The following is a 25,690-nucleotide window of genomic DNA, read 5'->3' as shown; positions in this document are numbered from 1 at the left end:
GGGCTACTTCAGGCCGGGATACAGCGGGAACTTCTCGGCCAGCGCGACGACGCGGGCCTTCAGGGAGTCCGCGTCGTAGGACGGCTTGAGCGCCGACGCGATGATCTCCGCGACCTCGGTGAAGTCCTCGGCCTGGAAACCGCGGGTGGCCAGGGCCGGCGTACCGATCCGCAGACCCGAGGTGACCATCGGCGGCCGCGGGTCGTTCGGGATGGCGTTCCGGTTGACCGTGATGCCCAGCTCGTGCAGCCGGTCCTCGGCCTGCTGGCCGTCCAGCTCGGAGTTGCGCAGGTCGACGAGGACCAGGTGGACGTCCGTACCGCCGGACAGCACGGAGACGCCGACCTCGGTGACGTCCGGCTGGACCAGGCGCTCGGCGAGGATGCGGGCGCCGTCCAGGGTGCGCTGCTGGCGCTCCTTGAACTCCTCGGTCGCCGCGACCTTGAACGAGACCGCCTTGGCCGCGATCACGTGCTCCAGCGGACCACCCTGCTGGCCCGGGAAGACCGCGGAGTTGATCTTCTTGGCGAGCTCCTGCGTCGACAGGATGACGCCACCGCGCGGACCGCCGAGGGTCTTGTGCGTGGTGGTCGTGACGACATGGGCGTGCGGCACCGGGTTGGGGTGCAGACCCGCGGCCACCAGGCCGGCGAAGTGCGCCATGTCGACCATCAGGTACGCGCCGACCTCGTCCGCGATGCGACGGAAGGCGGGGAAGTCCAGCTGACGCGGGTACGCGGACCAGCCGGCGACGATCAGCTTCGGCTTGGACTCCTTGGCCAGACGCTCGACCTCGGCCATGTCCACGACGCCGGTCTCGTCGACGTGGTACGGGACCACGTTGTAGAGCTTGCCGGAGAAGTTGATCTTCATGCCGTGGGTCAGGTGGCCGCCGTGGGCCAGGTTCAGGCCCATGATCGTGTCGCCCGGCTTCAGCAGCGCGAACATCGCGGCGGCGTTGGCCTGCGCACCGGAGTGCGGCTGGACGTTCGCGGCCTCGGCGCCGAACAGCGCCTTGATGCGGTCGATGGCGATCTGCTCGACGACGTCGACGTGCTCACAGCCGCCGTAGTAGCGGCGGCCGGGGTAGCCCTCGGCGTACTTGTTGGTGAGGACGGAGCCCTGGGCCTCCATGACCGCGACCGGAGCGAAGTTCTCCGAGGCGATCATTTCGAGGGTGGACTGCTGACGGTGGAGCTCGGCGTCGACAGCGGCGGCGACGTCCGGGTCCAGCTCGTGGAGGGAGGAGTTGAGAAGCGACATCAGGTGGTCCCTTGGGGTCTCAGTTGCCGGAGAACTCGGTGTACTCGTCGGCGGAGAGCAGGTCCTCCGGCTCCTCCGCGACGCGTACCTTGAACAGCCAGCCGCCCTCGAAGGGAGCGGAGTTCACCAGCGACGGGTCGTCCACGACGTCCTGGTTCGCCTCGGTGACCTCGCCGGTCACCGGGGAGTACAGGTCGCTCACCGACTTGGTCGACTCCAGCTCGCCGCAGGTCTCGCCCGCGGTCACCGTGTCACCGACCTCGGGGAGCTGGGCGTAGACGACATCGCCGAGCGCGTTGGCCGCGTACTCGGTGATACCGATCGTGGCCACACCGTCCTCGACGGCCGACAGCCACTCGTGCTCCTTGCTGTAACGCAGCTGCTGGGGGTTGCTCATGACCTGAATTCTCCTGTACGCGGGGGAGTGCTGATGAACGGTGGTCTTACGGTGTGAGACGCGACTGCGTCACTTCCGAGGTGCGCGGACGTCACTTCTGACGCTTGTAGAACGGCAGCGCCACGACCTCGTACGGCTCGTGGCTGCCCCGGATGTCCACTCCGACGCCCGTGGTACCGGGCGTGGCGTGCGCGGCGTCCACGTACGCGATGGCGATCGGCTTGCCCAGGGTGGGCGACGGGGCGCCCGAGGTGACCTCGCCGATGACCTGGCCCCCGGCGACGACGGGGTAGCCGGCGCGCGGCACCCGGCGGCCCTCGGCGATCAGGCCGACGAGCTTGCGCGGCGGGGCGGTCTCGGCGCGCTCGGCGGCGGCCTCCAGGGCCTTGCGGCCGACGAAGTCGCTCTCCTTCTCGAACTTCACGACCCGGCCGAGACCGGCGTCGAACGGGGTCAGCTCGGTGGTCAGCTCGTGCCCGTACAGCGGCATGCCGGCCTCCAGGCGCAGCGTGTCGCGGCAGGACAGACCGCACGGGATCAGGCCGCGGGAGGCGCCCGCCGCCGTGAGGGCCTGCCAGAGCTGCTCGGCGTGCTCGGGGGCGACGAACAGCTCGAAGCCGTCCTCGCCGGTGTAGCCGGTACGGGCGATGAGGGCGGGGACACCGGCGACCGTGCCGGGCAGACCGGCGTAGTACTTCAGTCCGTCCAGGTCGGCATCGGTGACGGAGGCCAGGATGGCGGGGGACTCGGGGCCCTGGACGGCGAGCAGCGCGTACGCGTCGCGGTCGTCACGCACCTCGGCGTCGAAGCCGTCGGCCCGCGCGGTCAGCGCGTCCAGCACGATCTGGGCGTTCCCGGCGTTGGCGACGACCATGTACTCGGTGTCACCCAGGCGGTAGACGATGAGGTCGTCCAGGATCCCGCCGTCCTCGGCGCAGATCATCGTGTAGCGGGCGCGGCCCACGGCGACGGTGCCGATGTTGCCGACCAGAGCGAAGTTCAGGAAGGCCGCGGCCGCGGGGCCGGTGACGGTGATCTCGCCCATGTGCGACAGGTCGAAGAGGCCGGCCCTGGTGCGCACCGCGTTGTGCTCGTCGCGCTCGCTGGCGTACCGCAGGGGCATGTCCCAGCCCGCGAAGTCGGTCATGGTCGCGCCCAGCGAACGGTGCAGGGCATCGAGGGCGGTGAGACGGGGGGCGGTGCTCATGGATATGGCTCCCAGGGCATGACGACGAGGACAATCCCTCCCCATCTGTCATCGGAACCTGAGAGGTTCGCCGAGAGCCCCTGAAGGGTTCGGCTTGCACCTTGGGTGGAGCCGCAGAGCGGCCCGCTTTTCAGATCTGCCTCATCCACGCGGTACGGGGCCTGAGAGATTCAAGGGAGGAACTTGCTCCTTCGGCGCCCGGCACATGCAGTGACCGGAACTCTCCCGCGCGGATTCAAGCGGCCTTTATGCAGTTGGCCGGGTCATCATCGCATGCATCGCACTGGAGTGGAGCCCCGGTCCCTCATGGGAAATCAGCGGCGTGGACGGTTGTGTCGCATTACCTTTTCTTTACACTTCATGGGCATACGTGGGTGACCCGACAGGGGGAGGGCGATGACGTTGCAGCGGTACGCGACGACCGCGGGGGTCGCGCACGGCGCGATGCCCGCACAGCCGGGGGCTCCGGCCACGGAGACGCTCGGCACGCACGCGCCAGTCGTACGGGATCTGCGGGAGCGGGCCGGGCGCAGCCCGCACAGCCTGCACTTCGCGGCAGGCGACGTGGTGGTGGTCTCCGGGCTGCCCGGCAGCGGCAAATCGACGCTCATCCGGCGGGCGGTCACCACGGCCCGTGCCATCGACTCCCAGGACACCCGGGACCGCTGGGCGCGGCTGATGCCCCGTTTACTCCCGTACGCCCTCTACCGCCCCCTCGTCCGCGTCGCCCACTACTGGGGACTGTGGCGGGCGCTGCGTTCCGGCGAGTCCGTCGTCGTCCACGACTGCGGAACCCAGGCGTGGGTACGCGGCTGGCTGGCCCGTGACGCGCGGCGCCGGGCCCGCGTCCTCCACCTCGTCCTGCTCGACGTCACACCGCAGACGGCGAGGGAGGGCCAGCGGGAGCGCGGACGCGGCGTCTCCGGATACGCGTTCGCCCGGCACCGCAGGGCGGTGGGAAGGCTGCTGCGGAACACCGAGACCGGCCTGCTGCCGCCCGGATGTGTCTCGGCGGTGCTGCTGGACCGGGAAGCGGCGGGGAAACTGGGCCGGATCGCGTTCGCGGACGCATAGGGCTTGGGGGGTGAGGGGCCGGAGGGCCTGGCGGCCGGACGTTAATCTTCTGCCGGAAGGCTCGGGCAAGAAGGGGAAGCAGTGGACATTCCGGCACAGGTCCAGTCCCATCCGCAGAGCGGATGGCCGGCCAATGAGCTCGAAGAAGTTCTGATGGCCTCGGTGGGCAGCCCGGAGGCGGGCGGACGGCTCGTCGAGGTGCTCGGGCGCAGCCACGTCTGGGTGCCCCTGCCCAACGGCGGCGGACCCGACTCCCCCGACCTGGACCTGCCCACGCTGGAGATCGAGGGCGCTCCGTACGTTCCCGTGTTCAGCTCCGAACAGCAGTTCCTCAGCTGCGTCGGTACCCAGATGTCCTTCACCGTCGCGCCCGCCCGCGAGTTCGCCCGCGGCCTGCCCCCGCAGCTCGGCATCGCCGTGAACCCGGGCGGCGCCGTCGGGATGCCGCTGCCGCCGCCCGCCGTGGCCGAGCTCTGCCGCGCCGGACGCACCCCGCTGGACGGGCCGGCCAGCGGAGGCCGGGTCCGGCTGTACGAGCCGGCCTGGCAGGAGGAGCCCGTCGACTTCCTCTCCGCGGCGGCCGGTGAGTTCGAGGAGAGCGGTGTCGTGCTCACCGCCCGCCGGGTGCTGGCCAGCATCGAGGGCGGCGAGCCCGTCCTCTTCATCGGTGTCGAGTTCTCCACCTGGGAGGGTGCCGGGCGCAACGCCCCGATGGACGCCCTCGGCCGTGCGCTCGGCCGGGTCGAGGTGCCCTGGCCGGTCAATCTGGTCCTGCTCGATGTGGCGCAGGACCCGGTCGGCGACTGGATGCGGGAGAAGGTCCTGCCGTTCTACCGGCGCGCGGGCCACTAGCGCCCGGCGCGGCGCCCGCGGACGCCTTCGGAGCGGATCACCGCGTCGGCCCGAGGCGTCAAGTCGGTGTCAGGACCGGCGCATAAGCTGGTTTGATGGCTGGTGCCACGGCACCATGCCGCACCCGTGTGCCCCGGGAGCGGCGGGCCGACACAGTGGATCGAAGAGGGGCGGGACCAGGTGAGTGCGTCAGGCACCGCGGCGGCCGGGCAGGTCGAGCACATGCTGCGCCAAGTGACGCCCGGGCGCTACGACGCGTACGAGGCACTGCTGCAGGCCCTCGCGAACGGCCGGATCTGGATGCTCCTCTGGCACGGCCAGGCGGGCTCGCCCGACGCCCAGTACGGGAACATGGAGGTCGACGGCCTCGGCTACGCGCCCTGTGTGACCTCCGCCCAGGAGCTCTCGGCCAGCGGCTGGAACCGGGCCCATGAACTGGTCGGTGGCCGCGACATCGCCCGCGCCCTCTTCCCCGACCGCTGGGGCATCTGGCTCAACCCGCACGCCCCGGGCGGCGGCGTAGGCATCCCCTGGCTGGATCTGCGCCGGATCGCCACCGGCCTCGACCGGATGCCCGCCGGCCCGCTCCGGCTCACCGAGCCGGCCATCGAGATCCCGCAGTTCTACGCCCTGCTCTCGCAGAACGCCCATCACACCCCCGCGATCCGCTCGCTGCGCCGCGCGTGGGTGCAGCCTGCGCTCGGCGTCCCGTATCTGGCCATCGGTCTCGATCTCTACGACACGGGCCAGAGCTCGGTCGACGCGGTGCGCGCGATGATGCAGCAGTCGATCGGCGCGGTCCCGGAGGGGCTGCCCGTCTCCACCGTCGCGATGTCCGACGAGTACGACCCGGTCGCGATGTGGCTGCTTGCCAACTCCCGTCCGTTCTACGACCGCGAGGCCCACGCACCGGCGGCCCCGGTGGCGGGCTACGGCTATCCGCCGCCGCAGGGCGCGTACTGATCCTGCCGGTAGCGGAGTCGCAGCTCCCCGGCACCCGAAATGTCGCTGTACGCACCGGACTTCCGGAATGCGGCCGCCCGCTCCCGTCCATGCCCGGGTGAACCGGCACGTCGCCCGGACCCTCGCCGCGGGCCGGCACTCCCCATGTCCGAGATTTCCCTGCTGGGGGTGTCTGATGGTGAAAGCGACGCGATTCTGCGCGCGTGTCCCCTTCCGCCTCAACTGACCTGTGTTCGAGGGGCGTTCACATGCGTCCGGATAACGGAACACCCCTGACCGCATCACGGTTAGGCATCCATTCGCCTGACGCTATGGCTACCTCGCGCGACGGCAATGAAGACTCCCGCAGCAAGGGCGTCTTGCCGCCTCTGCGTACGACTGACTGATCGCGCCGCCACAGCGGCCAGTTCGGCCCGGCCACCGCCGGTTGAGAGGGGTCCTTGCCACGATGACGGCACCACTGCACGAGCCGACCACGGAAGCGGACCCGATCGCGACCAGCGGTCCCGCAGTCGACTCCGGGGTGAAGAAGGTCGAGGGGCGTTCCCTCAAGCAGATTGCCTGGAACCGCCTCAAGCAGGACAAGGTCGCTCTGACGGGTGGCATCGTTGTCCTCGTCCTGATCGTGGTGGCCGTCTTCGCGCCCCTGATCGTGGGTCTGCTGGGACACCCGCCGAACGATTTCCACCAGGACAAGCTCGATCCGCTGACCAATCTCCCCACGGGATCTTTGGGCGGCGTGAGCGGCGACTTCCTCTTCGGCGTCGAGCCCAACAAGGGGCGCGACGTCTTCAGCCGGATCGTCTACGGCGCCAGGATCTCGCTGCTCGTGGCGTTCCTGGCGGCCCTGGTCGCCGTCGCGCTCGGCACGCTCTTCGGGATCATCGCCGGCTACTTCGGCGGCTGGGTGGACGCGGTGATCAGCCGGGTGATGGACGTGCTGCTGTCCTTCCCGCAGCTCCTCTTCATCATCTCCCTCGTCTCGGTCCTCCCCGACGACCTGCTCGGCCTCACCGGCAGCGGCGTGCGCATCGCCGTACTCGTCGCCGTCATCGGCTTCTTCGGCTGGCCGTACGTGGGACGCATCGTTCGCGGCCAGACGCTTTCGCTGCGTGAACGCGAGTACGTGGAAGCGGCGCGCAGTCTCGGCGGCGGGCGGGTGCACATCCTCTTCCGTGAGCTGCTGCCGAACCTGGTGGCGCCGATCACCGTCTACGCGACGCTCATGATCCCCACCAACATCCTGACCGAAGCGGCCCTCAGCTTCCTCGGCGCCGGTGTGCGGCCGCCCACGGCCTCTTGGGGCGGAATGCTGCGGGACGCCCTGGAGACGTACGAGCACGACCCGATGTTCATGGTCTTCCCCGGCGTGACGATCTTCATCACCGTACTGGCCTTCAACCTCTTCGGGGACGGGCTGCGCGACGCACTGGATCCCAAGGGGACCCGATAACCCACGACTTGCCCCTGCCGCACTGTCAGGTGGCTCTTCCCATGGTTCTCCGGCAAGCAATGGCCTGGGACCGCGATCTCGGAGGTTGCGAGAAAATGTCCACAGTTACCTCGAAACGACGGCTCACCGCTGGTGCGGCCCTCGTGGTCGCGGCGCTGATGACCACCACGGCGTGCGGCGGCGGCGGCGACGACGGCGGCAGCGGCGGCAAGGCGAAGGGCGCCGGCTTCAACGCGGCGTTCAACAAGGTCGCCAACGCGTCCACCAAGAAGGGTGGAACGCTGAAGATGGTCGGCAAGCAGGACCTCGACTCCGCCGACCCCCAGCGTGCCTACTACGGCATGGCCTGGGACTTCATGCGCTTCTACACCCGCCAGCTGGTCACGTACGACACCAAGCCGGGCGCCGCCTCCACCAAGCTCGTCGGTGACCTCGCCACCGGCCCCGGTGTGATCTCGGACGGCGGCAAGACGTACACGTACAAGCTGCGTCCCGGCATCACCTGGGAGGACGGCTCGCCGGTGACGTCCAAGGACGTCAAGTACGGCATCGAGCGCATCTGGGCGACGGACACCATCACCGGTGGCCCGCAGTACCTGAAGCAGACGCTGGACCCCAAGGGCGAGTACAAGGGCCCCTACAAGGACTCGTCCCCGGACAAGCTCGGCCTGAAGGCGATCGAGACGCCCGACGACAGCACCGTCATCTTCAAGCTGCCCAAGCCCAACGGTGACTTCGAGCAGTTCCTCGCCATGCCGTCCGGCACGCCCGTGAAGGCGTCGCAGGACACCAAGGCGAAGTACACCCAGCGGCCGTTCTCCTCGGGCCCGTACAAGTTCGAGACGTACAAGCCGGGCAAGAGCATCGTCCTCGTGCGCAACGACAAGTGGGACAAGTCCTCGGACCCGGTCCGTGCCGCGCTCCCGGACAAGGTCACCGTCACGATCTCCGCCAACCTGGAGGAGAACGACAAGAAGCTGATGGAGGGCGACTACGACGTCGACCTCAACGGCACCGGCATGACCCAGTCCGGCCGCGTCACCGCCGTCCAGGACCACAAGGACAGCGTCGACAACATGCAGACGTCCTTCGTCCGCTACGTCGCGCTCGTCCACACGGCGAAGCCGCTGGACGACGTCCACTGCCGCAAGGCCGTCTTCTACGCCACGGACTTCGCGGCCCTGCAGCAGACCCGCGGTGGCGAGATCGCCGGTGGCGCGATCGCCAACAGCACCCTGCCGGCCTCCATCAAGGGCCACAGCGACTACGACCCGTACGGTGTCCTCGCCCGCAAGGGCAAGCCGGACGAGGCCAAGGCCAAGGACGAGCTGAAGCAGTGCGGCCAGCCGAACGGCTTCTCCACCAAGCTCACCGCCCGTAACAACAACCCGGGCGAGGTCGACGTCGCCGAGGCGCTCCAGGCGCAGCTCGGCAAGGTCGGCATCAAGATCGAGGTCGACCCGATCGACGGCGCCGAGGCGTCCAGCATCACCGGTTCGCCGTCCGTCGTGAAGAAGCGCGGCTACGGCATGACGATGAGCGGCTGGGGCCCGGACTTCCCGTCCGGCCAGGGCTTCGGTCAGCCGCTGTGGGACAGCCGGTTCCTCGCGGAGACCGGTAACTACAACGAGTCGCAGATCAAGGACCCGCAGATCGACAAGCTCTTCGACGACGCGATCGCGGAGACCGACGCGGACAAGGCCGGCGAGATCTACAAGGCTCTCGACAAGCGGATCCTCGACCAGGCCGACTGGATGCCCTTCATCTACGAGAAGAACATCACCTGGCGCGGCAAGCGGCTGACCAACGCCTACATGTCCGACGCCTACAACGGCCGTTACGACTACGTCTCGCTCGGCGTCGTCAAGTAGCCGCTGTAGTCAACAGCATTCGCAGTCAACCCGGTTGACTGCCCCACCGCCGCCGAAACCCGCCAGTCCGAAGGGCAGGTGATGGCCGTGGCGGTGGCCGGGAGCCCCCACAAGGGGTTCCCGGCCACCGCCGGGCCGCGCACAGTGCTTGCTTATCTCATCCGGCGCCTGTTCGCCGTAGTCATCATGGTGCTCGTCGTACTGTTCGCGACCTTCACCATCTTCTTCATGCTGCCCAAGTGGGCGGGTCAGGACGTCGCCGTCCTCTTCGCCGGCAAGGCCACGGGTGCCGAGCAGCTCGCGGGCATCCGGATCAAACTGGGTCTCGACGACCCCCTTCTTGTCCAGTTCTGGGACTTCGTCAAGGGCATCCCGATGGGGCGCGACTACGCGAACGGTGACGACGTCACCCACTGCGCCGCACCCTGCTTCGGCTACTCCTTCCGCACGGAGGTACCGGTCTGGAGCACCCTCAAGGACGCCCTGCCCGTCACCGGTGCGCTCGCCGCCGGTGCCTGCGTCCTGTGGCTCCTCGGCGGTGTCGCCACCGGTGTCGTCTCCGCGCTCCGGCGCGGCAGCATCTGGGACCGTGCCGCGATGACCACCGCCCTCGCCGGCGTCTCCCTGCCGATCTTCTTCACCGGCATGGTCGCGATGGGCCTGTTCGTGCACAACTTCGGCTGGGTGCACATCGCCGACAACCTCTCCACGGACGACAGCATCGGCACCTGGTTCCAGACACTGATCCTGCCGTGGATCGTGCTCGCCTTCCTGAACGCCGCGATGTATGCCCGGCTCACCAGAGCCACCATGCTCGAAGTGCTCGGCGAGGACTACATCCGCACCGCCCGCTCCAAGGGTCTGGGCGAGGGTACCGTCATCACCCGGCACGCCCTGCGTTCCGCGATGACGCCGATCCTCACCGTCTTCGGCCTCGACATCGGCGTGCTCCTCGGTGGCGCCGTCCTCACCGAGTCCACGTTCAACCTGCCGGGGCTCGGGCTCGCGGCGGTCCAGGCCATCAGTAACAAGGACCTGCCCGTGATCCTCGGCGTCACACTGTTCGCGGCTCTCGCGATCGCCGTCGCCAACCTCGTCGTCGATATTCTGTACGCCGTCATCGACCCGCGAGTGAGGCTGGGATGACCGAACTGCACAAGAGCGGTGCCGCGCTGGGCGAACCTGCCTCGGCCGGCTCGCCCGCTCCCACCGCCTTCCTCGAAGTGCGCGACCTCAAGGTGCACTTCCCGACCGACGACGGTCTGGTCAAGTCCGTCGACGGGCTCAACTTCCAGCTGGAGAAGGGCAAGACCCTCGGCATCGTCGGCGAGTCCGGCTCCGGCAAGTCCGTCACCTCGCTGGGCATCATGGGCCTGCACACCGCCGGCCAGTACGGCAAGCGCAAGGCACAGGTCTCCGGCGAGATCTGGCTGGACGGCAAGGAACTGCTGTCCGCGGACCCGGACGAGGTGCGCAAGCTGCGCGGCCGCGACATGGCCATGATCTTCCAGGACCCGCTGTCCGCGCTGCACCCGTACTACACGATCGGCAAGCAGATCGTGGAGGCGTACCGGGTCCATCACGACGTGGACAAGAAGACCGCCCGCAAGCGTGCGATCGAGATGCTCGACCGGGTCGGCATCCCGCAGCCCGACAAGCGCGTCGACAGCTACCCGCACGAGTTCTCCGGCGGAATGCGCCAGCGCGCGATGATCGCCATGTCGCTGGTCAACAACCCCGAGCTGCTGATCGCCGACGAGCCGACGACCGCGCTGGACGTGACCGTCCAGGCGCAGATCCTCGACCTGATCCGGGACCTGCAGAAGGAGTTCGGCTCCGCGGTCATCATCATCACCCACGACCTGGGCGTCGTGGCCGAGCTCGCCGACGACATCCTGGTGATGTACGGCGGGCGCTGCGTCGAGCGCGGACCGGCCGAGAAGGTGTTCTATGAGCCCCGGCACCCCTACACCTGGGGTCTGCTGGGCTCGATGCCGCGCCTCGACCGCGACCAGACCGACCGGCTCATCCCGGTCAAGGGTTCCCCGCCGTCGCTCATCAACATCCCGTCGGGCTGCGCCTTCAACCCGCGCTGCCCGTACGCGGATGTACCCAAGGACGACGTGACCCGCACCGTACGGCCCGAGCTGCAGGAGGTGGGCAGCCGGCACTGGGCGGCCTGCCACATGTCGCAGGAGCAGCGGGAGCGTATCTGGACCGAAGAGATTGCGCCCAAGCTGTGAGCGAGGACAAGGCCGTGACGAGCGAGGACAAGGGCGTGGACGTTCCGGCGCAGAGGTCCGCCGGGAACGGCGCGGCGGTCAAGGACGCAGCCTCCCGCGAGGTGCTGCTCAAGGTGACCGGGCTGCAGAAGCACTTCCCCCTCAAGAAGGGGCTGCTGCAGCGCAGTGCCGGTGCCGTGAAGGCCGTCGACGGGATCGACTTCGAGGTGCGCTCGGGCGAGACCCTGGGCGTCGTCGGGGAGTCCGGCTGCGGAAAGTCGACGATGGGCCGGCTGATCACCCGGCTGCTCGAACCCACCGCGGGGAAGATCGAGTTCGAGGGGAGGGACATCACGCACCTCGGCGTCGGCGCAATGCGCCCGATGCGCCGCGACATGCAGATGATCTTCCAGGACCCGTACTCCTCGCTGAACCCCCGGCACACGATCGGCACGATCGTGGGTGCCCCCTTCAAGCTGCAGGGCGTCACGCCCGAGGGCGGCGTCAAGAAGGAGGTGCAGCGGCTGCTGGAGGTCGTGGGCCTCAACCCGGAGCACTACAACCGCTACCCGCACGAGTTCTCCGGCGGTCAGCGCCAGCGCATCGGGATCGCCCGCGCGCTCGCGCTCAACCCCAAGCTGGTCGTGGCGGACGAGCCGGTGTCGGCGCTGGACGTCTCGATCCAGGCACAGGTCGTGAACCTGCTCGACGACCTCCAGGCCGAGCTCGGCCTGACGTACGTGATCATCGCCCATGACCTCTCGGTCGTACGGCACGTGTCGGACCGGATCGCGGTGATGTACCTCGGCAAGATCGTGGAGCTGGCGGACCGCGAGTCGCTCTACAAGGCGCCGATGCACCCGTACACCAAGGCGCTGCTCTCGGCGGTCCCGATCCCGGACCCGAAGCGCCGTTCGGCCAAGAGCGAGCGCATCCTGCTGAAGGGCGACGTGCCGTCGCCGATCTCGCCGCCCAGCGGCTGCCGCTTCCACACCCGGTGCTGGAAGGCGACGGAGATCTGCAAGACGCAGGAACCGCCGCTGGTCGCGCTGAAGACCGGGCACCAGGTGGCCTGCCACCACCCGGAGAACGCGCCCGACCAGGTGCCCGGCGAGACGGTGACGGCGGCGGCGCGCGAGGCGATCGAGATCGTCACGGTGCAGAAGCCGGAGGCCGACGAGACCGCCGCGGACGACGGCGCCGCATCGTCCGATACGCCGGAGGACAGCCCGAAGGAGTAGTACCGGCACAATTGCCCGGTGCTCAACGAACTGTTCACGCCCTCCGTCCAGCATGCGCTCGACATCGTCGGAATCTTCGTCTTCGCGATCTCCGGCGCTCTGCTCGCCGTACGCAAGAACTTCGATGTCTTCGGCATCGCGGTACTCGCCGAGGTGACCGCGCTGGGCGGGGGGCTGTTCCGTGACATCGTCATCGGGGCGGTCCCGCCCGCGGCGTTCACGGATCTCGGCTACTTCATCACTCCGCTCCTCGCCGCCGGCCTGGTGTTCTTCCTGCATCCGCACGTCGAACGGATCCAGGTGGGCGTCAATGTCTTCGACGCGGCCGGCCTCGGGCTGTTCTGCGTCACGGGCACGGTCAAGGCGTACGACTACGGTCTCGGCCTCACCGCGTCGGCGGCCCTGGGGCTGGCCACCGCGGTCGGCGGCGGTGTGCTGCGCGACGTACTGGCCAACGAGGTGCCTTCGCTGCTGCGCTGGGACCGGGACCTGTACGCGGTGCCCGCGATGGTCGGCGCCACCATCATCGTGCTGTGCATCCGCTTCGGCACGCTCAATGCGTTCACCAGCGGCACCGCGGTCATCATGGCCTTCGTACTGCGGCTGCTGGCGATGCGCTACCACTGGCGGGCCCCGCGCGCCTACAACCGGCGGTCGGCGTCGGCCGAGGAGGGCCCCGCAGCCGCCTGACGCGACTTCGCGCCGCCCACGCACGGGAGGAATGCCGGAAAGGGCTCCGCACCGTGCGCCGACATCTTCCGGGCACTTAAAAGCTACCGCTTAGTAATACAATCGGTGTACGGTGCATCGCATGGCACAGGCAGCAGCGCAGACGGCTCAGGCCGCGCAGGTATCCATCGGGAACAGCGAGTTCGACCGCGACACCGCCGTCACCCGTCGCGAGGAAGGCGTCTACGACGCCGAGCTCTCCGCCGGCTGGACGATCATCCACGCCGTCAACGGCGGCTATCTGCTGGCCATGCTCGGCCGTGCGCTCGGTGAGGCCCTGCCGCACCCGGACCCCTTCTCGGTCTCCGCGCACTACCTCACCGCATCCGTCCCGGGCCCCGCGGTGATCCGCACCCAGACGGTCCGAACCGGCCGCACCCTCTCCACCGGCCAGGCCTCCCTCTTCCAGTACGCGGAGGACGGCACCGAGGTGGAGCGCATCCGCGTCATCGCCACCTACGGCGATCTGGACGCGCTGTCCGACGAGGTACGCACATCGGCGAAGCCGCCGGCCATCCCGCCGCCGGCGCACTGCCTCGGCCCGGGCGACGGCCCGGCCCCGATCCCCGGCAGCTCCGCCATCACGGAGCGGCTCGACATCAAGCTCGACCCGGCGACGATCGGCTGGGCCGTCGGCGCTCCCTCCGGCAAGGGTGAGATGCGCGGCTGGTTCGGTCTCGCGGACGGCCGCGACGCCGACCCGCTCTCGCTCCTGCTCACCGTCGACGCACTGCCGCCCACCTCGTTCGAGCTGGGCCTCAAGGGCTGGACGCCGACCATCGAACTCACCACCCACATCCGCTGCCGCCCCGCCCCCGGCCCGCTGCGCGTCTCCATCACCACCCGCAACCTCGCGGGCGGCTTCCTGGAGGAGGACGCGGACGTCTGGGACAGTGCGGACCGGCTGGTGGCCCAGTCCCGCCAACTGGCGCGGGCACCGCGCGCATAGCCGCACGGGAGCGGCGGGCGGGGCGCGGGCCAGGGGGGAAGCTGGTGGAGTGAAATCCGACCGGCTGCTCTCGATCCTCCTGCTGCTCCAGACTCGCGGCCTCGTGCCCGCCACCGAGCTCGCCGAGCGCCTCGAAGTCTCCGTACGCACCATCTACCGCGACATCGAGGCGCTCTCCGCCTCCGGCGTCCCCGTCTACGCCGAGCGGGGGCGGCGCGGCGGTCTCACGCTGCTGCCGGGATTCCGTACGGACGTCACCGGGCTCACCACCGACGAGGCGCGCGCCCTCTTCGTTCTCGCCGCTCAGGGCGCCCATGCCGCGCTCGGCCTCGACGTGGCGCTCGGGTCCGCGCTGCGCAAGGTGATGGCGGCACTGCCCGCACCGCACCGACCCGCCGCCGAGCTGACCAGCCGAAGGATCCTGGTCGACCCGGTGCGCTGGATGAGCGGCCCGCAACCGGTCGTCGATGTCGCCGAACTGCACGACGCCGTGTTCACCGACCGGCGGTTGCGGCTGAGCTACCGGCACAGCGGCACGCAGACCCCACGCGCCTACCTCGTCGATCCGTACGGCCTCGTCGTGAAAGCGGGCGTCTGGTACCTGGTCGCGGACCGTGACGGTGTGCCCCGGCTGTTCCGGGTGGACCGGGTGCAGCGGGCCGCTCTCACCGACGATCCCGTTGTGCGCCGGCCGGGGGTGGAACTGGCCGATCTGTGGGACGCACTGCGCAAGCGGGTCGAGGAGCGGCCCGATGGCGTACGGCTGCGGGTTCGCGTGCACCGTTCCCGGCTCGATCTGTTCGTACGCCTCCACGCCGGGGCGCTGACCGGGGAACCGTGGCCCGAGGAGCAGGAGGAGCGGGCGTCGGCCGAGGGGCAAGGGGAGTGGGTGCGGGCCGAGGGGCAAGGGGATTGGGCGTCGGCCGAGGAGCAAGGGGATTGGGTGCGGGCCGAGTTGGCCGTGGACTCGGTGGAGTGGGCCCGCTCCCTGCTCTCCTTCGGCCCGAACCTCGAAGTGCTCTCGCCGCCGGAGGCGCGGACCGTTCTCGCCCGTCACGCGGCGGCGGTCGTGGCACTGTACGGGGAGGCGGGTGCGGAGCCGGGTGCGGAGGGCGGGTGAGGCCTTGCGGAATCCCTACGGGTGAGGCTTTGCGGACTCCTGGTGGGCGTCCGTGCCGTCCAGCCAATGGCGTCTGCCGAGGGTGACCAGTCTCAACCGGCGGCGGGCCACCCCGGCCACCTGCTGCTCGCCGTCCGGCCCCGCATCCAGCAGCGCCGAGGCTGTGATCACCATCCCTCTCTTCGGAGGGAATCCCCGCCTTCAGGCGGGGAGGGAATCCGATCTCGGGACTGCTCTAACTCTCAGGCTGGAGCGGACGTTTTTGCTGCTCGATGTACTGCTTGACGATATCCAGCGGTGCGCCACCGCAGGAACCGGCGAAGTAGGAGCCCGACCAGAAACGGCCGTGCATGATGAAGCGGTTGACACGGCCGGTGAACTCTTGTCGCAGGTAGCGGGAGGACACGCCCTTGAGCGAGTTCACCAGGGCCGACAGGGCGACCTTCGGCGGGTAGTGCACCAGGAGGTGCACGTGATCCTCTTCGCCGTTGAACTCGATCAGCTCCGCGCCGAAGTCCGTGCAGACGTTCCTCATGATCTCCTCGCAGCGCGTCAGCATGGCGTCGTTGAAGACTTCGCGCCGGTACTTTGTCACGAACACCAAGTGTGCGTGGAGGTTGTAGACGACGTGACGGCCCCGACGTACCTCGGGATTCGGTTCCCAGCGTGGTGACATAAACCAAGCGTAGTACGATCGAGCGAGCTCGACCGGAAAGGGGGTGGGCCGGTGATCCGTGCGTACAAATTCCTCATGCGGCCCACCGTGGGTCAGGCACAGGCCCTGAGCGAGATGCTGCGCGACCACTGTTCGCTCTACAACGGGGCATTGCAGGAACGCCGTGACGCCTTCCGGCACGTGTCGAGGACGAGCATCAAGTACGGGGTGCAGTCAGCACAGCTGAAGGAGATCCGGACGTTCGACCCGGAGCGGCAGGGCCGCTGGTCCTTCTCCTCGCAGCAGGCCACGCTGCGTCGCCTGGACAGGGCGTTCGGTGCGTTCTTCCGCCGGATCAAGGCAGGCGAGACGCCCGGCTACCCGCGCTTTCGTGGGGTGAACTGGTTCGACACTGTGGATTTTCCCAAGGACGGCGACGGCTGCCGGTGGAACTCCACCCCGCACGATCCCGTTACCCGGGTCCGTTTCCAGGGCGTCGGGCACGTCAAGGTCCACCAGCACCGTGTGGTGGTCGGCAAGGTCAAGACCGTCAGCGTCAAGCGCGAGGGCCGCAAGTGGTTCGTCGTGCTCACCGCCGAGCAGGACCGACCCGAACCGCTCCCGCCCACGGGCAGCGTCGCCGGCATCGACCTGGGCATTGCCTCGTTCCTCACCGACTCCAACGGCGTACACGTCCCCAACCCGCGCCACGGCCGCAAGGCCGCCGCGAAGCTCGAAGCCGCACAGCAGGCCCTGTCCCGGTTCCCGCGCCGCAAAGCCGAAGACCGCACGAAAAACCACCAGCGGGCCGTGGAGAAGGTTGCCACGCTCCACGGCAAGGTGCGCCGACAGCGCCTCGACCACGCGCACAAGACCGCGCTCGCCCTGGTCCGTGAGTACGACTTCATCGCGCACGAAGACCTCAAGATCCGCAACATGAGCAAGGCCCCCACGCCGAAGCCCGATCCTGGAACGCCGGGCACCTTCCTGCCCAACGGGGCAGCGGCGAAGTCCGGGCTCAACCGTTGCATTGCCGATGCCGGATGGGGGGTGTTCCTGACGATCCTGTACGCCAAGGCTGAAAGCGCCGGACGGGAAGTGATCGCTGTGGACCCCCGCAACACCTCCCGGACCTGCCCCGAATGCGGGCACACCGCCAAGGAGAACCGGCCCGCCCAGGAAAAGTTCCACTGCGTCTCGTGCGGCCACCGGGCACACGCCGACGTCGTTGGAGCAACCAACGTTCTACGGGCCGGGCTGGTCCGTCGCGACGCCAACCAGGCATAGCGAGAAGCCACCCCGTTCACGGGGTGGAGGAGTCGCGTGGTCGACATGGAGGCCGCCCAGCATCAGCAGATCCTCGTGGCTCCAGCCCCGGGGCTGCGGTTCCTCGGCGAGAGCCGCCGCCACCTCCTCGGCGAATTGCCGCAGTTGGGCCGCTATGGCCTCACGGACCGGGGTCACGCCGCCGTGCTGCTCACGGAGCCCAGGACAACGGCGAGGAGTTCGAGCTGCTCGCCCAGGGCATCCGCTACGAAGCGATCGCCACCCAGCTGCGTGTCAGCCACCGCACGGTGCAGCGCCGGATCACCGCGCTGATGCAGCGGGCGGGCGCGACGACGCGTACGCAGCTGGTGTGGCAGGCGGCGCGGCGCGACTGGCTGTCGTAGGACGCACGGAAGCCGCGACCGGGACCGGTCGCGGCTTCCGGATCTCGCGTACTACCTCAGCGCGTACGCCCGCTCGATCTCCTGCGTCACCTCGTTGCCCGCGTCGTCCCAGGCGCGGACCCGCAGCGTGACGTACCCGCTGGTGCGGGCAGTCGAGGGGTGGGTGACCCGGACACGGTAGGCGCCGTCGCCCCGGGCAGAAGTCCTCGCTGCCCGCCAGTGCTCGCCGTCGTCGTACGAGACGGACACCTCCATGCCCTTCACGGAACGGCCCGTCAGACCGTCCTGGTGGCGGGCGCTCACTCCGAAGGCGAAGGACCCGGAGTCAGGGGCGGAGCCCTGGAGGTCGGTGGCCACGTCGTAGTCGAGCTGGAGGAGGGGAAGCAGGGACTCCTTGCCCTCGGCCGGGCGAGGGGCCGTGAACGACCAGCGGGTGCTGGTGGCCCGCGAGAGGGTGCCCTCGGGGCTGGTGCGCTTCACATTCAGGTCCAACTGGTAGCGGCCGTCGTCCCCGCCCGCGGGGAAGGCGCCCCACGCCCGGGGGCCTTCGGCGAGGATCTCGCCGTCGTGACGCAGTACGGCCCGGGTCTCGTCGGGGTAGGGGGTGTTGGCGTCCTGGCGGGGCAGGGCGTAGCCGTAGTGGCCGGAGGCGGTGTCGGCGAACTCGGGGATCCCTATGGTCAGCTTGTCGCCCTTGCGGTGGGCGAGCCCTTCAACACCTCGGGGGATCGCCGGGCGCACCACGGGGGCGTACCAGCTCTCCGTGGCGTGCTCACCGGGCCGGTAGGTGCGCAGAGGGCCGATCATGCCGGTCCCCGCTGCCTGGATCGCCCAGGTGTTGCGGGGGTTGACCCAGTGCAGCCACCGGGTGTCGGCGGGACCGCTCAGGTACTCCGTCCGCACCTGCCCGGTGCGGACATACCGGGCCCGAATGGAGAGTTGCACATCCTCCCCCTCCCACGGACGCCAGGACAGCCGGTCCTCCGCGGCGTAGCGCGCCCCGCCCGTGTCCGGGTAGCGCGAGACCACGGTGGCCGTGTTCTTCGGCCCGACCTTGTGGACCACGTGCTCGGGGACGCGCTGTTCGGAGAGCTGCACGACGTCGTAGAGGTAGGGGCTTTCCGGGGTCCCCTTCAACTCCAGCACGGTGCCCGGCGCGCGCAGCCGCTGCGCGGCAGCGTGGGAGGCGTACAGCCCGATCGCGGGCAGCCGCTGACCCACCGGCTGCCAGGTCGCGGCCGCGTACCTGTTGCCGCCGGCGGTGGTGACGGCGGCCGCGGCTCCGGCTCGGGCGGCCGAGGTCACCACCTCGTCGTACTCCACCCCCTCCAGTTCCACGAGCACCGCCGCTCCGCGGACGTCTATGCCCCGTGCGCGCAGCGCCGCGTAGTCCTCGGGGCGTCCGTGACCGGCGTCCACCACCCGCAGGCGCCGCACGCCTTCCACAGCGGGGGAGTTGTGGAGCAGACGGACGGGGACACCGGCCGCGGCGGCGGCGGAGACCGCGCGTGCGCGGAGCATCGGTGCGGTCAGCTGCCAGCGGGAGGAGAACTCGAAGGTTCCCTCGGTGAACTCCTCGGTGGGCGTGACGTAGAGGAGCTGTCCGCCGCTGTGTCCGCTGGTGAAGAAGCTGGCGAACTCCCGGTCGCCCTTTTTCCAGTGGGTGGAGAAGACCAGCGGGCCCCGCTGCTCGGCCCGCTTGGGGGTCTGGATCTTCACGGGGACCGCCTTGCGTGCGTCGAGCACCAGCTCCGTGGCGCCGTCCACCCGCAGGTGGGGGTCGACTATCAGGCTGTTGGTGACGTTGTCCTCCGTGTGCTGTGTGATGACGCCGTGCAGGTAGTACATGCCCTCGGGCATGTCCACCGTCAGGCTCTTCCCCGCCGGCACCTCCTGGACGACATCGAAGCGGCCCGTGGGACCCAGCAGGATCAGCGGGAAGATGGTCGCCGGCTGCCCGGCGCGGTCGATGCCGCGCACGGTGACCTTGTGCGTGACCGGGTCCTTCACAGCGGAGAGAACGGTGTGCGCGATGGCCTGCCCGTCGGCCGAGGTGGCGGTGAGGCGGCCGCTGTAGACGCCCTCCGGCAGTGCAGGCGCGTCGAGGGTCACGGTCACGTCGGTGGTGCCGTGGGCGTCCACGGTGACCTGCGCGGGGGTGCCTATGGCGCCTGCCGGGGCCGGGGAGCCGTAGAGCTTGTCGAAGGTGGTGCCCAGGGTGAGCGACACGGGCGCGTCCCCGTCGTTGGTGTAGGTGACGCTCACCTGCCGCGGGCCCGAGTCCGGTGCCAGGGCGCCGAAGGTGGTGGTGCCGGTGGCGCGCACCTGCTGGCGCACCGAGCGGGCCACGTCCACCCGGCCGGTGCCCTGCTCGTAGACCGTCTGGTCGGGGGCGGTACGCGTCGTGCTCATCAACGCGTCCTTGAGCTGCTGGGCGCTCCAGTCGGGGTGGCGCCCGGCCAGGATCGCTGCCGCGCCCGCCACGTGCGGGGTCGCCATGGACGTACCCGACGCGGCGGTGTAGGCCGCGTCCACCGGGCTGCCCATGGATGTGCCGGCCGCGCGGGCGGCGACGATGCCGACGCCGGGGGCGGTGAGGTCGGGCTTGACGCCGTTGTCCCCGACGCGGGGGCCGCGGCTGGAGAAGGGGGCCAGCTTGTCGTCGCGGTCGACGGCGCCCACGGTCAGCGCGCTCGCCGCGGTGCCCGGGGAGCCCACCGAGTAGTCGGAGCCCGTGTTGCCCGCCGCGACGACGAAGAGGGTGCCGGTCTCCTCGCTGAGGCCGTCGAGGACGAGGCTGAGTACGTCCGTGCCGTCGGTGGGCTGGCCGCCCAGGCTCATGCTGACGATGTCGGCGCCCGAGTGGGCGGCCCAGTCCATGCCGCCCATGATGGCGGAGTACGAGCCGGAGCCGTTGTCGTCGAGCACCTTGCCGATCAGCAGCCGTGCCCCCGGCGCCACACCCTTGCGCGAGCCGCCCGAGGCGGCGCCGCTGCCGGCGATGGTGGAGGCGACGTGGGTGCCGTGGCCGTGGCCGTCGTTCGCGGTGGATTCGTCGGTGAAGTTGCGTACTTCGCCGAGTTTTCCGGTCAGGTCGGGGTGGGTGGCGTCGACGCCGGTGTCCAGGACGGCGACGGTCGCGCCGTGTCCGTCGTAGCCGGCCTTCCACGCCTCGGGCGCACCGATCTGCGCGGTGCTGCGATCGAGGGAGGCGTGGACCTTCGCGTCCAGCCACAGCTTCTCGACGCCGCCCTCGAAGGCCGCGTTCTTGAACGAAGCGTTCTTGGAAGCGTTCTTCGCGCCGCCCTCGGCGCCGCTCTTGGCGAGCGCGTCGTCGTCGATGGCCTTCCAGAAGCGCCCGGCCTGCTTCTTGTCCGCCTTCAGTGCCGAGCCGCGCAGGCTCTTGATGACCAGGCCCTTGCGCGAACCGGTGGGCGCCCCCTTGGACGTGGGGTTCGTGCCGCCGGTGTAGCGGGCAATCAGCGGGATGGCGGAAGTGTGGGCGTCGTCGTACCCCTGCTTGACCAGGGAAGTGATGTTGAACAGCTGCCGGTCCAGGTTGCCGGAGGCGATGTACGGGAGCGCGGCGCGGGGCAGTACGTACAGCTGCTTGTCGATCTCCAGCTGGGTGAAGTCGGCCTGCGAAGCGCCCGGGGCCGGCTCGACGGAGACGGCCTTCCGGCCGCCGGGGAAGGTCTCCAGCCGCACCCGGTCACCGGTCACGAGCGTGACGGAGCTGACCTGGGGGCGGCCGGCGGAGTTCGCGCCGACGGAGGCGGGCGCCGGGGCGGCGCTCGCGCCGGAGGAGGTGGGGGCGAGGGCGGCGATGAGGACTCCTGCCGCCAGTACGGCGGCAGAGCGATACCGTCTGTGCATCGGAACCTTTCCAGGAGGCAAGGAAATGGACACGCGGTGCGGCTCAAGACTGGGGCTCCGCTGATCGGCCGCACCAGCCTTTTCCGTGCCGTGCTTGCGACATGTCGCCGAAACGACATGGCGCGCCCCGCCGCGCGTACCGGCGGAGTCACCGGGGCCGAGCGGCCCCTCCTCGTCACCGGCAACGGCCTCGTCGCCCGGGACTTCGCCGGCTGAACCGGGCGCGGAGCCCGACGCCCTCCCCGCCCGGACGGGCCCGGGAACGGGGCGAGGAAGACCGCATCCGGCCGTGCGCGGGTGCCGGGGCACCATGCGCCCGCCGTACGCCCCGCCGCAGGCTCGTAGAATCGAGCCCACCATGGCTTACCTCGACCACGCCGCGACCACGCCGATGCTTCCGGAGGCGATCGCGGCGATGACCGCCCAGCTCGCCGTCACCGGTAACGCGTCCTCACTGCACGCCGCCGGGCGCCGGGCCCGCCGTACCGTCGAGGAGTCGAGAGAGACCCTCGCCGATGCCCTCGGCGCACGCCCCAGCGAGGTGGTCTTCACCTCCGGAGGCACCGAGGCCGACAACCTCGCGGTGAAGGGTCTGTACTGGGCTCGCCGCGCCGCCGACCCCCACCGCACCCGGGTACTGGCCAGCCCCGTCGAGCACCACGCGGTGCTGGACGCCGTCGACTGGCTTGCCGAGCACGAGGGCGCGAACGTCGAATACCTCCCCGTCGACCCGTACGGACGTGTCCACCCGGACGCACTGCGCGAGGCGATCCTCCGTAACCCCGACGATCTCGCGCTGGTCACCGTGATGTGGGCCAACAACGAGATCGGCACGATCATGCCGGTGCGTGAACTGGCGGACGTGGCCCGTGAGTTCGGCGTACCGATGCACGCCGACGCGGTGCAGGCGTTCGGGCAGCTGGAAGTCGACTTCGCCCGGTCCGGGCTTGCCGCGATGACGGTCAGCGCGCACAAGATCGGCGGACCGTTCGGCATCGGCGCGCTGCTGCTCGGCCGCGAGTACACCCCCGTGCCCGTGCTCCACGGCGGCGGCCAGGAGCGGCACGTGCGCTCGGGCACCCTCGATGTGCCCGCCATCGCCGCCTTCGCCGTCGCGGGGCGGCTGGCCGCCGACGGGCGCGAGGAGTTCGCCCACGAGATCGGCGGACTCCGCGACGACCTGGTCGCGGCCGTGCTGGCGGCCGTCCCCGACGCCGTCCTCGGCGGCGACCCGACACCGGGCGGGCGGCTCCCGGCCAACGCCCACTTCACCTTCCCCGGCTGCGAGGGCGACTCCCTGCTCCTGCTGCTGGACGCCCAGGGCATCGAATGCTCCACCGGCTCCGCGTGCACCGCGGGGATCGCCCAGCCGAGCCACGTACTGCTGGCCACCGGCACCGACCCGGACCTGGCCCGCGGCACCCTGCGCTTCTCGCTCGGCCACACGTCCACCAAGCAGGACATCGACGAGGTGGCCCGCGCGATCGGCCCGGCGGTGGAACGGGCACGGACGGCGGGACTCAGCTGACATCGGGCCCGTCCGGCGATCGGGCGGGCCTCGTCGTCACCGCGCGCCCGCCGCCCGGACCAGCTTCAGATACCGGTCCCAGTCCCAGTGCGTCCCCGGATCGGTGTGGTCCGTGCCCGGCACCTCCACATGTCCGATGATGTGCTCGCGGTCCACCGGCATCCCGTACCGCCCGCAGATCGCCGCCGTCAGCCGCGCCGACGCCCCGTACATCGCCGCCGTGAAGTCCTGTGGACGGTCCACGAACCCCTCGTGCTCTATGCCGACACTGCGCTCGTTGTACGACCTGTTCCCCGCGTGGAACGCCACGTCCAGCTCGCGGATCATCTGCGTCACATGGCCGTCCTTGCGCACCACGTAGTGCGCCGCAGCCCCGTGCCCCGGGTTCTGGAAGACCTTCACCGCGCTTTGGTAGCTGCCCTGGGTGACATGGATGACGACCCGGTCGATGGTGTAGTCGTCGGGGCGGTCGGCCTTCCGCCAGTTCGCCGACGAGGCCGATATCCACTGGGCCCGCGCGTAATCCACCTCGCCGGGCTTGCGGGGCTTGTCCACCCCGGGCAGCCGCCACCAGGCGTGCTCCAGCTGCTCCCGCGCCAGCACAGCCGTACCCGCGGCCGTGACGGCAGCGCCGATCAGCAGCCCGCGCCGGCTGATGCCGTGCCCGGACTTCGCGCCCCCGGAGCTCTTGGCGCCCGGCGTCCCCTTGGTCCCCATGTGATCCACAACGCATATCCGCGAGCGTTCGGTTCCCGGAGCCCCGTACTCTGGTGGAGCTATGACTGAGACTTCCCAGCGCCCCCTCCGTGTGCTCGCCGCCATGTCCGGCGGTGTCGACTCCGCCGTCGCCGCGGCCCGTGCCGCCGAGGCGGGCCACGACGTGACCGGTGTGCACCTCGCCCTCTCCGCGAACCCGCAGTCCTTCCGCACCGGAGCGCGCGGCTGTTGCACGATCGAGGACTCCCGCGACGCGCGCCGCGCCGCGGATGTCATCGGCATCCCGTTCTACGTCTGGGACCTCGCGGAACGCTTCCGTGAGGACGTCGTGGACGACTTCATCGCCGAGTACGAGGCCGGGCGCACCCCCAACCCGTGTCTGCGCTGCAACGAGAAGATCAAGTTCGCCGCGCTGCTCGACAAGGCCCTCGCGCTCGGCTTCGACGCCGTGTGCACCGGCCACTACGCCACCGTCGTGCTGAACGAGGACGGCAGCCGCGAGCTGCACCGCGCCTCCGACATGGCCAAGGACCAGTCGTACGTCCTCGGCGTCCTGGACGAGAAGCAGCTCGCCCACGCGATGTTCCCGCTCGGTGACACCCTCACCACCAAGGACGAGATCCGTGCCGAGGCCGAGCGCCGGGGCCTCGCCGTCGCCAAGAAGCCCGACAGCCACGACATCTGCTTCATCGCCGACGGCGACACCCAGGGCTTCCTGGCGAGTCGGCTCGGCACGGCCGAGGGCGACATCGTCGACGAGTCGGGTACGAAGGTCGGCACCCACGAGGGCGCCTTCGGCTTCACCATCGGCCAGCGCAAGGGCCTGCGCATCGGCCACCCCGCCCCCGACGGCAAGCCGCGCTACGTCCTGGACATCTCCCCGGTGAACAACACGGTGACGGTCGGCCCGGTCGAATCCCTCGACGTCACCGCGCTCACTGCCATCAAGCCCCGCTGGTGCGGCACGGCCCCGGCCGCCCCCGGCACCTACACCGCCCAGCTCCGCGCCCACGGCGGCGAGACCGAGGTGACGGCGGAACTGGTCGACGGCACGCTGAACGTCTCGTTCACCGAACCGGTACGGGGCGTGGCCCCCGGCCAGGCGGTCGTGCTGTACGACGGCACCCGCGTGGTCGGCTCGGCGACGATCGCGACGACTGTCCGGCGGGAGACCGCGGCGGCGTCCGGCTGATCGGCGGGGCGGCACTGAAGGGCCGTTGCCAGGCCAGCGTTCTTCAGCACTGCCCAGGCCTGCGGATGGTCTGCACTGACAGAACTGGATCGACAGGCGGCACCAGCTCTCTGTTAGCGACCTCGACGAGGTGTGGCGGAGCCTCGCCGTCCTTCAAGGCGGTCACGTATTCGATGACCTGGGCGTGGGTCAGCACCGGCAGCCTCTGGCGCAAGGTGTGCATGGCATGGATCCGTCCGCGAGCAGCCGCTGCTGCCCGAACCTCATCGTGCAGATCGTCCACCGCGGTCCGCACGACCTGACCTCGTATGCGAACTCGGTAGTCAACCTCCCAAGCCTTAGTTACCGCGGAGACGACACCGATCTGGTGGAGACCCCCGTTGAGGCGGTCAACCAAGTACGGCCCGTTCCCGGCGAGCATGAAGTCTGGATTCCGGGTCCGCAGGTACTCCTCGGACGTCCAGGAGACCACCCAGACCAGCTCGTGCTGCTCTACGTGCGCCACAGCCATGCGCATCGGATCCAGTCCTGCCGACAACTCACGCTGGTAGTCGCGTTCGAGCTCTTCTTCGACGATCCGAACCGCGGCATCTCGCTCAATCACGCGTGCAGCATCCCTCACGGACTCGTGCAGCGGCCAACAGATTTCTCGCTCGCCAGGGCATCTGCGACTGCCCCATACCGGAATACCGCACCTGCAGAACAAGTGCA

Annotated in this window: 24 protein-coding genes, 1 pseudogene and 1 riboswitch; of the genes and pseudogenes, 16 read left to right on the top strand and 9 right to left on the bottom strand. The window is 69.8% G+C overall.

Annotated features, from left to right (window positions below):
* Window positions 1-3 precede the first annotated feature (3 nt).
* From glyA to gcvT, 3 genes are all read right to left on the bottom strand, one after another.
* The gene (gene glyA, locus GA0115254_RS04415) at window positions 4-1,263 is read right to left on the bottom strand and encodes a serine hydroxymethyltransferase (RefSeq protein WP_093893948.1); all 1,260 of its coding nucleotides are present in this window, start codon (window positions 1,261-1,263) and stop codon (window positions 4-6) included.
* 19 nt (window positions 1,264-1,282) lie between these two features.
* Entirely contained in the window at window positions 1,283-1,660 is a 378-nt protein-coding gene (gene gcvH / locus GA0115254_RS04410; RefSeq protein ID WP_093893947.1) for a glycine cleavage system protein GcvH, read from the bottom strand.
* Window positions 1,661-1,751: 91 nt separating this feature from the next.
* The gene (gene gcvT, locus GA0115254_RS04405; protein WP_093893946.1) at window positions 1,752-2,867 is read right to left on the bottom strand and encodes a glycine cleavage system aminomethyltransferase GcvT; all 1,116 of its coding nucleotides are present in this window, start codon (window positions 2,865-2,867) and stop codon (window positions 1,752-1,754) included.
* Between the two features lie 140 nt (window positions 2,868-3,007).
* A riboswitch (glycine riboswitch) is annotated at window positions 3,008-3,105 on the bottom strand.
* A 158-nt stretch (window positions 3,106-3,263) separates the two neighbouring features.
* Between gcvT and GA0115254_RS04400 the strand changes: the two genes are divergently transcribed.
* The 11 genes from GA0115254_RS04400 to GA0115254_RS04350 all read left to right on the top strand — a co-directional run bounded on the left by GA0115254_RS04400 (window position 3,264) and on the right by GA0115254_RS04350 (window position 15,341).
* On the top strand, window positions 3,264-3,941 hold the full coding sequence (locus GA0115254_RS04400; RefSeq protein WP_093893945.1) for an AAA family ATPase: 678 nt from the start codon (window positions 3,264-3,266) through the stop codon (window positions 3,939-3,941).
* Window positions 3,942-4,022: 81 nt separating this feature from the next.
* Complete coding sequence (locus tag GA0115254_RS04395; protein ID WP_093893944.1) at window positions 4,023-4,793, top strand: enhanced serine sensitivity protein SseB; 771 nt, start codon at window positions 4,023-4,025, stop codon at window positions 4,791-4,793.
* Between the two features lie 180 nt (window positions 4,794-4,973).
* Window positions 4,974-5,756: an enhanced serine sensitivity protein SseB C-terminal domain-containing protein gene (locus tag GA0115254_RS04390; protein ID WP_093893943.1), complete on the top strand. Its 783-nt coding sequence runs from the start codon at window positions 4,974-4,976 to the stop codon at window positions 5,754-5,756.
* 448 nt (window positions 5,757-6,204) lie between these two features.
* Window positions 6,205-7,209: an ABC transporter permease gene (locus GA0115254_RS04385; protein ID WP_093893942.1), complete on the top strand. Its 1,005-nt coding sequence runs from the start codon at window positions 6,205-6,207 to the stop codon at window positions 7,207-7,209.
* Between the two features lie 95 nt (window positions 7,210-7,304).
* Window positions 7,305-9,080 (top strand): ABC transporter substrate-binding protein, encoded by a 1,776-nt coding sequence (locus GA0115254_RS04380; protein WP_093893941.1) that lies wholly within the window; start codon window positions 7,305-7,307, stop codon window positions 9,078-9,080.
* Between the two features lie 144 nt (window positions 9,081-9,224).
* A complete protein-coding gene (locus GA0115254_RS04375; protein WP_093893962.1) occupies window positions 9,225-10,226 on the top strand; it encodes an ABC transporter permease in 1,002 nt (333 codons plus the stop codon).
* Entirely contained in the window at window positions 10,223-11,323 is a 1,101-nt protein-coding gene (locus GA0115254_RS04370) for an ABC transporter ATP-binding protein (protein WP_093893940.1), read from the top strand. Before GA0115254_RS04375 ends, GA0115254_RS04370 begins: the two co-directional genes overlap by 4 nt.
* A 35-nt stretch (window positions 11,324-11,358) precedes the next feature.
* Window positions 11,359-12,543 (top strand): ABC transporter ATP-binding protein, encoded by a 1,185-nt coding sequence (locus GA0115254_RS04365; protein ID WP_370740826.1) that lies wholly within the window; start codon window positions 11,359-11,361, stop codon window positions 12,541-12,543.
* Window positions 12,544-12,561: 18 nt separating this feature from the next.
* A complete protein-coding gene (locus tag GA0115254_RS04360) occupies window positions 12,562-13,233 on the top strand; it encodes a trimeric intracellular cation channel family protein (RefSeq protein WP_093893938.1) in 672 nt (223 codons plus the stop codon).
* Window positions 13,234-13,354: 121 nt separating this feature from the next.
* Window positions 13,355-14,221 carry a thioesterase family protein gene (locus GA0115254_RS04355; protein WP_093893937.1) on the top strand — a complete coding sequence of 289 codons (867 nt, stop codon included), beginning with the start codon at window positions 13,355-13,357 and terminating at the stop codon, window positions 14,219-14,221.
* Window positions 14,222-14,270: 49 nt separating this feature from the next.
* Window positions 14,271-15,341 carry a helix-turn-helix transcriptional regulator gene (locus GA0115254_RS04350; RefSeq protein WP_093893936.1) on the top strand — a complete coding sequence of 357 codons (1,071 nt, stop codon included), beginning with the start codon at window positions 14,271-14,273 and terminating at the stop codon, window positions 15,339-15,341.
* Between the two features lie 15 nt (window positions 15,342-15,356).
* Here the strand turns inward: GA0115254_RS04350 and GA0115254_RS44215 are convergent, their stop codons facing one another.
* Both GA0115254_RS44215 and tnpA read right to left on the bottom strand, forming a co-directional pair.
* A complete protein-coding gene (locus GA0115254_RS44215) occupies window positions 15,357-15,515 on the bottom strand; it encodes a hypothetical protein (RefSeq protein WP_370740824.1) in 159 nt (52 codons plus the stop codon).
* 61 nt (window positions 15,516-15,576) lie between these two features.
* Window positions 15,577-16,017, bottom strand: a complete 441-nt coding sequence (tnpA, locus tag GA0115254_RS04345) for an IS200/IS605 family transposase (RefSeq protein ID WP_093893935.1) — start codon at window positions 16,015-16,017, stop codon at window positions 15,577-15,579.
* A 51-nt stretch (window positions 16,018-16,068) separates the two neighbouring features.
* Here tnpA and GA0115254_RS04340 point away from each other — a divergent pair, with 51 nt between their 5' ends.
* Complete coding sequence (locus tag GA0115254_RS04340; protein WP_093893934.1) at window positions 16,069-17,283, top strand: RNA-guided endonuclease InsQ/TnpB family protein; 1,215 nt, start codon at window positions 16,069-16,071, stop codon at window positions 17,281-17,283.
* 36 nt (window positions 17,284-17,319) lie between these two features.
* On the opposite strand, the pseudogene GA0115254_RS45600 reads toward GA0115254_RS04340, so the two are convergent.
* A pseudogene (locus GA0115254_RS45600) lies at window positions 17,320-17,478 on the bottom strand (TetR family transcriptional regulator); the annotation flags it as partial.
* Here GA0115254_RS45600 and GA0115254_RS47395 point away from each other — a divergent pair.
* On the top strand, window positions 17,418-17,666 hold the full coding sequence (locus GA0115254_RS47395; RefSeq protein ID WP_370740825.1) for a helix-turn-helix domain-containing protein: 249 nt from the start codon (window positions 17,418-17,420) through the stop codon (window positions 17,664-17,666). The pseudogene GA0115254_RS45600 and the gene GA0115254_RS47395 overlap by 61 nt on opposite strands.
* Window positions 17,667-17,717: 51 nt before the next feature.
* Here the strand turns inward: GA0115254_RS47395 and GA0115254_RS04330 are convergent, their stop codons facing one another.
* On the bottom strand, window positions 17,718-21,542 hold the full coding sequence (locus GA0115254_RS04330; protein WP_093893933.1) for a S8 family peptidase: 3,825 nt from the start codon (window positions 21,540-21,542) through the stop codon (window positions 17,718-17,720).
* Window positions 21,543-21,578: 36 nt separating this feature from the next.
* Here GA0115254_RS04330 and GA0115254_RS04325 point away from each other — a divergent pair, with 36 nt between their 5' ends.
* Together GA0115254_RS04325 and GA0115254_RS04320 are read left to right on the top strand one after the other, a co-directional pair.
* Window positions 21,579-21,758: a hypothetical protein gene (locus GA0115254_RS04325; RefSeq protein ID WP_093893932.1), complete on the top strand. Its 180-nt coding sequence runs from the start codon at window positions 21,579-21,581 to the stop codon at window positions 21,756-21,758.
* A 142-nt stretch (window positions 21,759-21,900) separates the two neighbouring features.
* Window positions 21,901-23,070, top strand: a complete 1,170-nt coding sequence (locus GA0115254_RS04320) for a cysteine desulfurase family protein (protein WP_093893931.1) — start codon at window positions 21,901-21,903, stop codon at window positions 23,068-23,070.
* A gap of 36 nt (window positions 23,071-23,106) precedes the next feature.
* Here GA0115254_RS04320 and GA0115254_RS04315 read toward each other — a convergent pair whose 3' ends face one another.
* Window positions 23,107-23,787, bottom strand: coding sequence for an N-acetylmuramoyl-L-alanine amidase (locus GA0115254_RS04315; protein ID WP_093893930.1), 681 nt, complete (start codon window positions 23,785-23,787; stop codon window positions 23,107-23,109).
* A gap of 61 nt (window positions 23,788-23,848) precedes the next feature.
* On the opposite strand from GA0115254_RS04315, the gene mnmA reads away from it, so the two are divergent.
* Entirely contained in the window at window positions 23,849-24,979 is a 1,131-nt protein-coding gene (gene mnmA / locus GA0115254_RS04310; protein WP_093893929.1) for a tRNA 2-thiouridine(34) synthase MnmA, read from the top strand.
* Between the two features lie 43 nt (window positions 24,980-25,022).
* Here the strand turns inward: mnmA and GA0115254_RS04305 are convergent, their stop codons facing one another.
* Entirely contained in the window at window positions 25,023-25,583 is a 561-nt protein-coding gene (locus tag GA0115254_RS04305) for a YrhB domain-containing protein (RefSeq protein ID WP_093893928.1), read from the bottom strand.
* Between the last annotated feature and the right edge of the window lie 107 nt (window positions 25,584-25,690).

This window comes from Streptomyces sp. Ncost-T10-10d (genome assembly GCF_900091955.1).
GTDB lineage: Bacteria > Actinomycetota > Actinomycetes > Streptomycetales > Streptomycetaceae > Streptomyces.
The sequence above is the reverse complement of the archived record's forward strand: the minus strand, read 5'-3'. Positions and strand labels throughout refer to the sequence as shown.

Excerpts from the sequence above, each read along its gene's own strand:
- GA0115254_RS04400 (WP_093893945.1), top strand. The coding sequence starts at position 3,264 with ATGACGTTGCAGCGGTACGCGACGACCGCGGGGGTCGCGCACGGCGCG.
- GA0115254_RS04385 (WP_093893942.1), top strand. The coding sequence starts at position 6,205 with ATGACGGCACCACTGCACGAGCCGACCACGGAAGCGGACCCGATCGCG.
- GA0115254_RS04370 (WP_093893940.1), top strand. The coding sequence starts at position 10,223 with ATGACCGAACTGCACAAGAGCGGTGCCGCGCTGGGCGAACCTGCCTCG.
- GA0115254_RS04355 (WP_093893937.1), top strand. The coding sequence starts at position 13,355 with ATGGCACAGGCAGCAGCGCAGACGGCTCAGGCCGCGCAGGTATCCATC.
- GA0115254_RS44215 (WP_370740824.1), bottom strand. The coding sequence starts at position 15,515 with ATGGTGATCACAGCCTCGGCGCTGCTGGATGCGGGGCCGGACGGCGAG.
- gcvH (WP_093893947.1), bottom strand. The coding sequence starts at position 1,660 with ATGAGCAACCCCCAGCAGCTGCGTTACAGCAAGGAGCACGAGTGGCTG.
- GA0115254_RS04330 (WP_093893933.1), bottom strand. The coding sequence starts at position 21,542 with ATGCACAGACGGTATCGCTCTGCCGCCGTACTGGCGGCAGGAGTCCTC.
- gcvT (WP_093893946.1), bottom strand. The coding sequence starts at position 2,867 with ATGAGCACCGCCCCCCGTCTCACCGCCCTCGATGCCCTGCACCGTTCG.
- tnpA (WP_093893935.1), bottom strand. The coding sequence starts at position 16,017 with ATGTCACCACGCTGGGAACCGAATCCCGAGGTACGTCGGGGCCGTCAC.
- GA0115254_RS04380 (WP_093893941.1), top strand. The coding sequence starts at position 7,305 with ATGTCCACAGTTACCTCGAAACGACGGCTCACCGCTGGTGCGGCCCTC.
- GA0115254_RS04315 (WP_093893930.1), bottom strand. The coding sequence starts at position 23,787 with ATGGGGACCAAGGGGACGCCGGGCGCCAAGAGCTCCGGGGGCGCGAAG.
- mnmA (WP_093893929.1), top strand. The coding sequence starts at position 23,849 with ATGACTGAGACTTCCCAGCGCCCCCTCCGTGTGCTCGCCGCCATGTCC.
- GA0115254_RS04320 (WP_093893931.1), top strand. The coding sequence starts at position 21,901 with ATGGCTTACCTCGACCACGCCGCGACCACGCCGATGCTTCCGGAGGCG.
- glyA (WP_093893948.1), bottom strand. The coding sequence starts at position 1,263 with ATGTCGCTTCTCAACTCCTCCCTCCACGAGCTGGACCCGGACGTCGCC.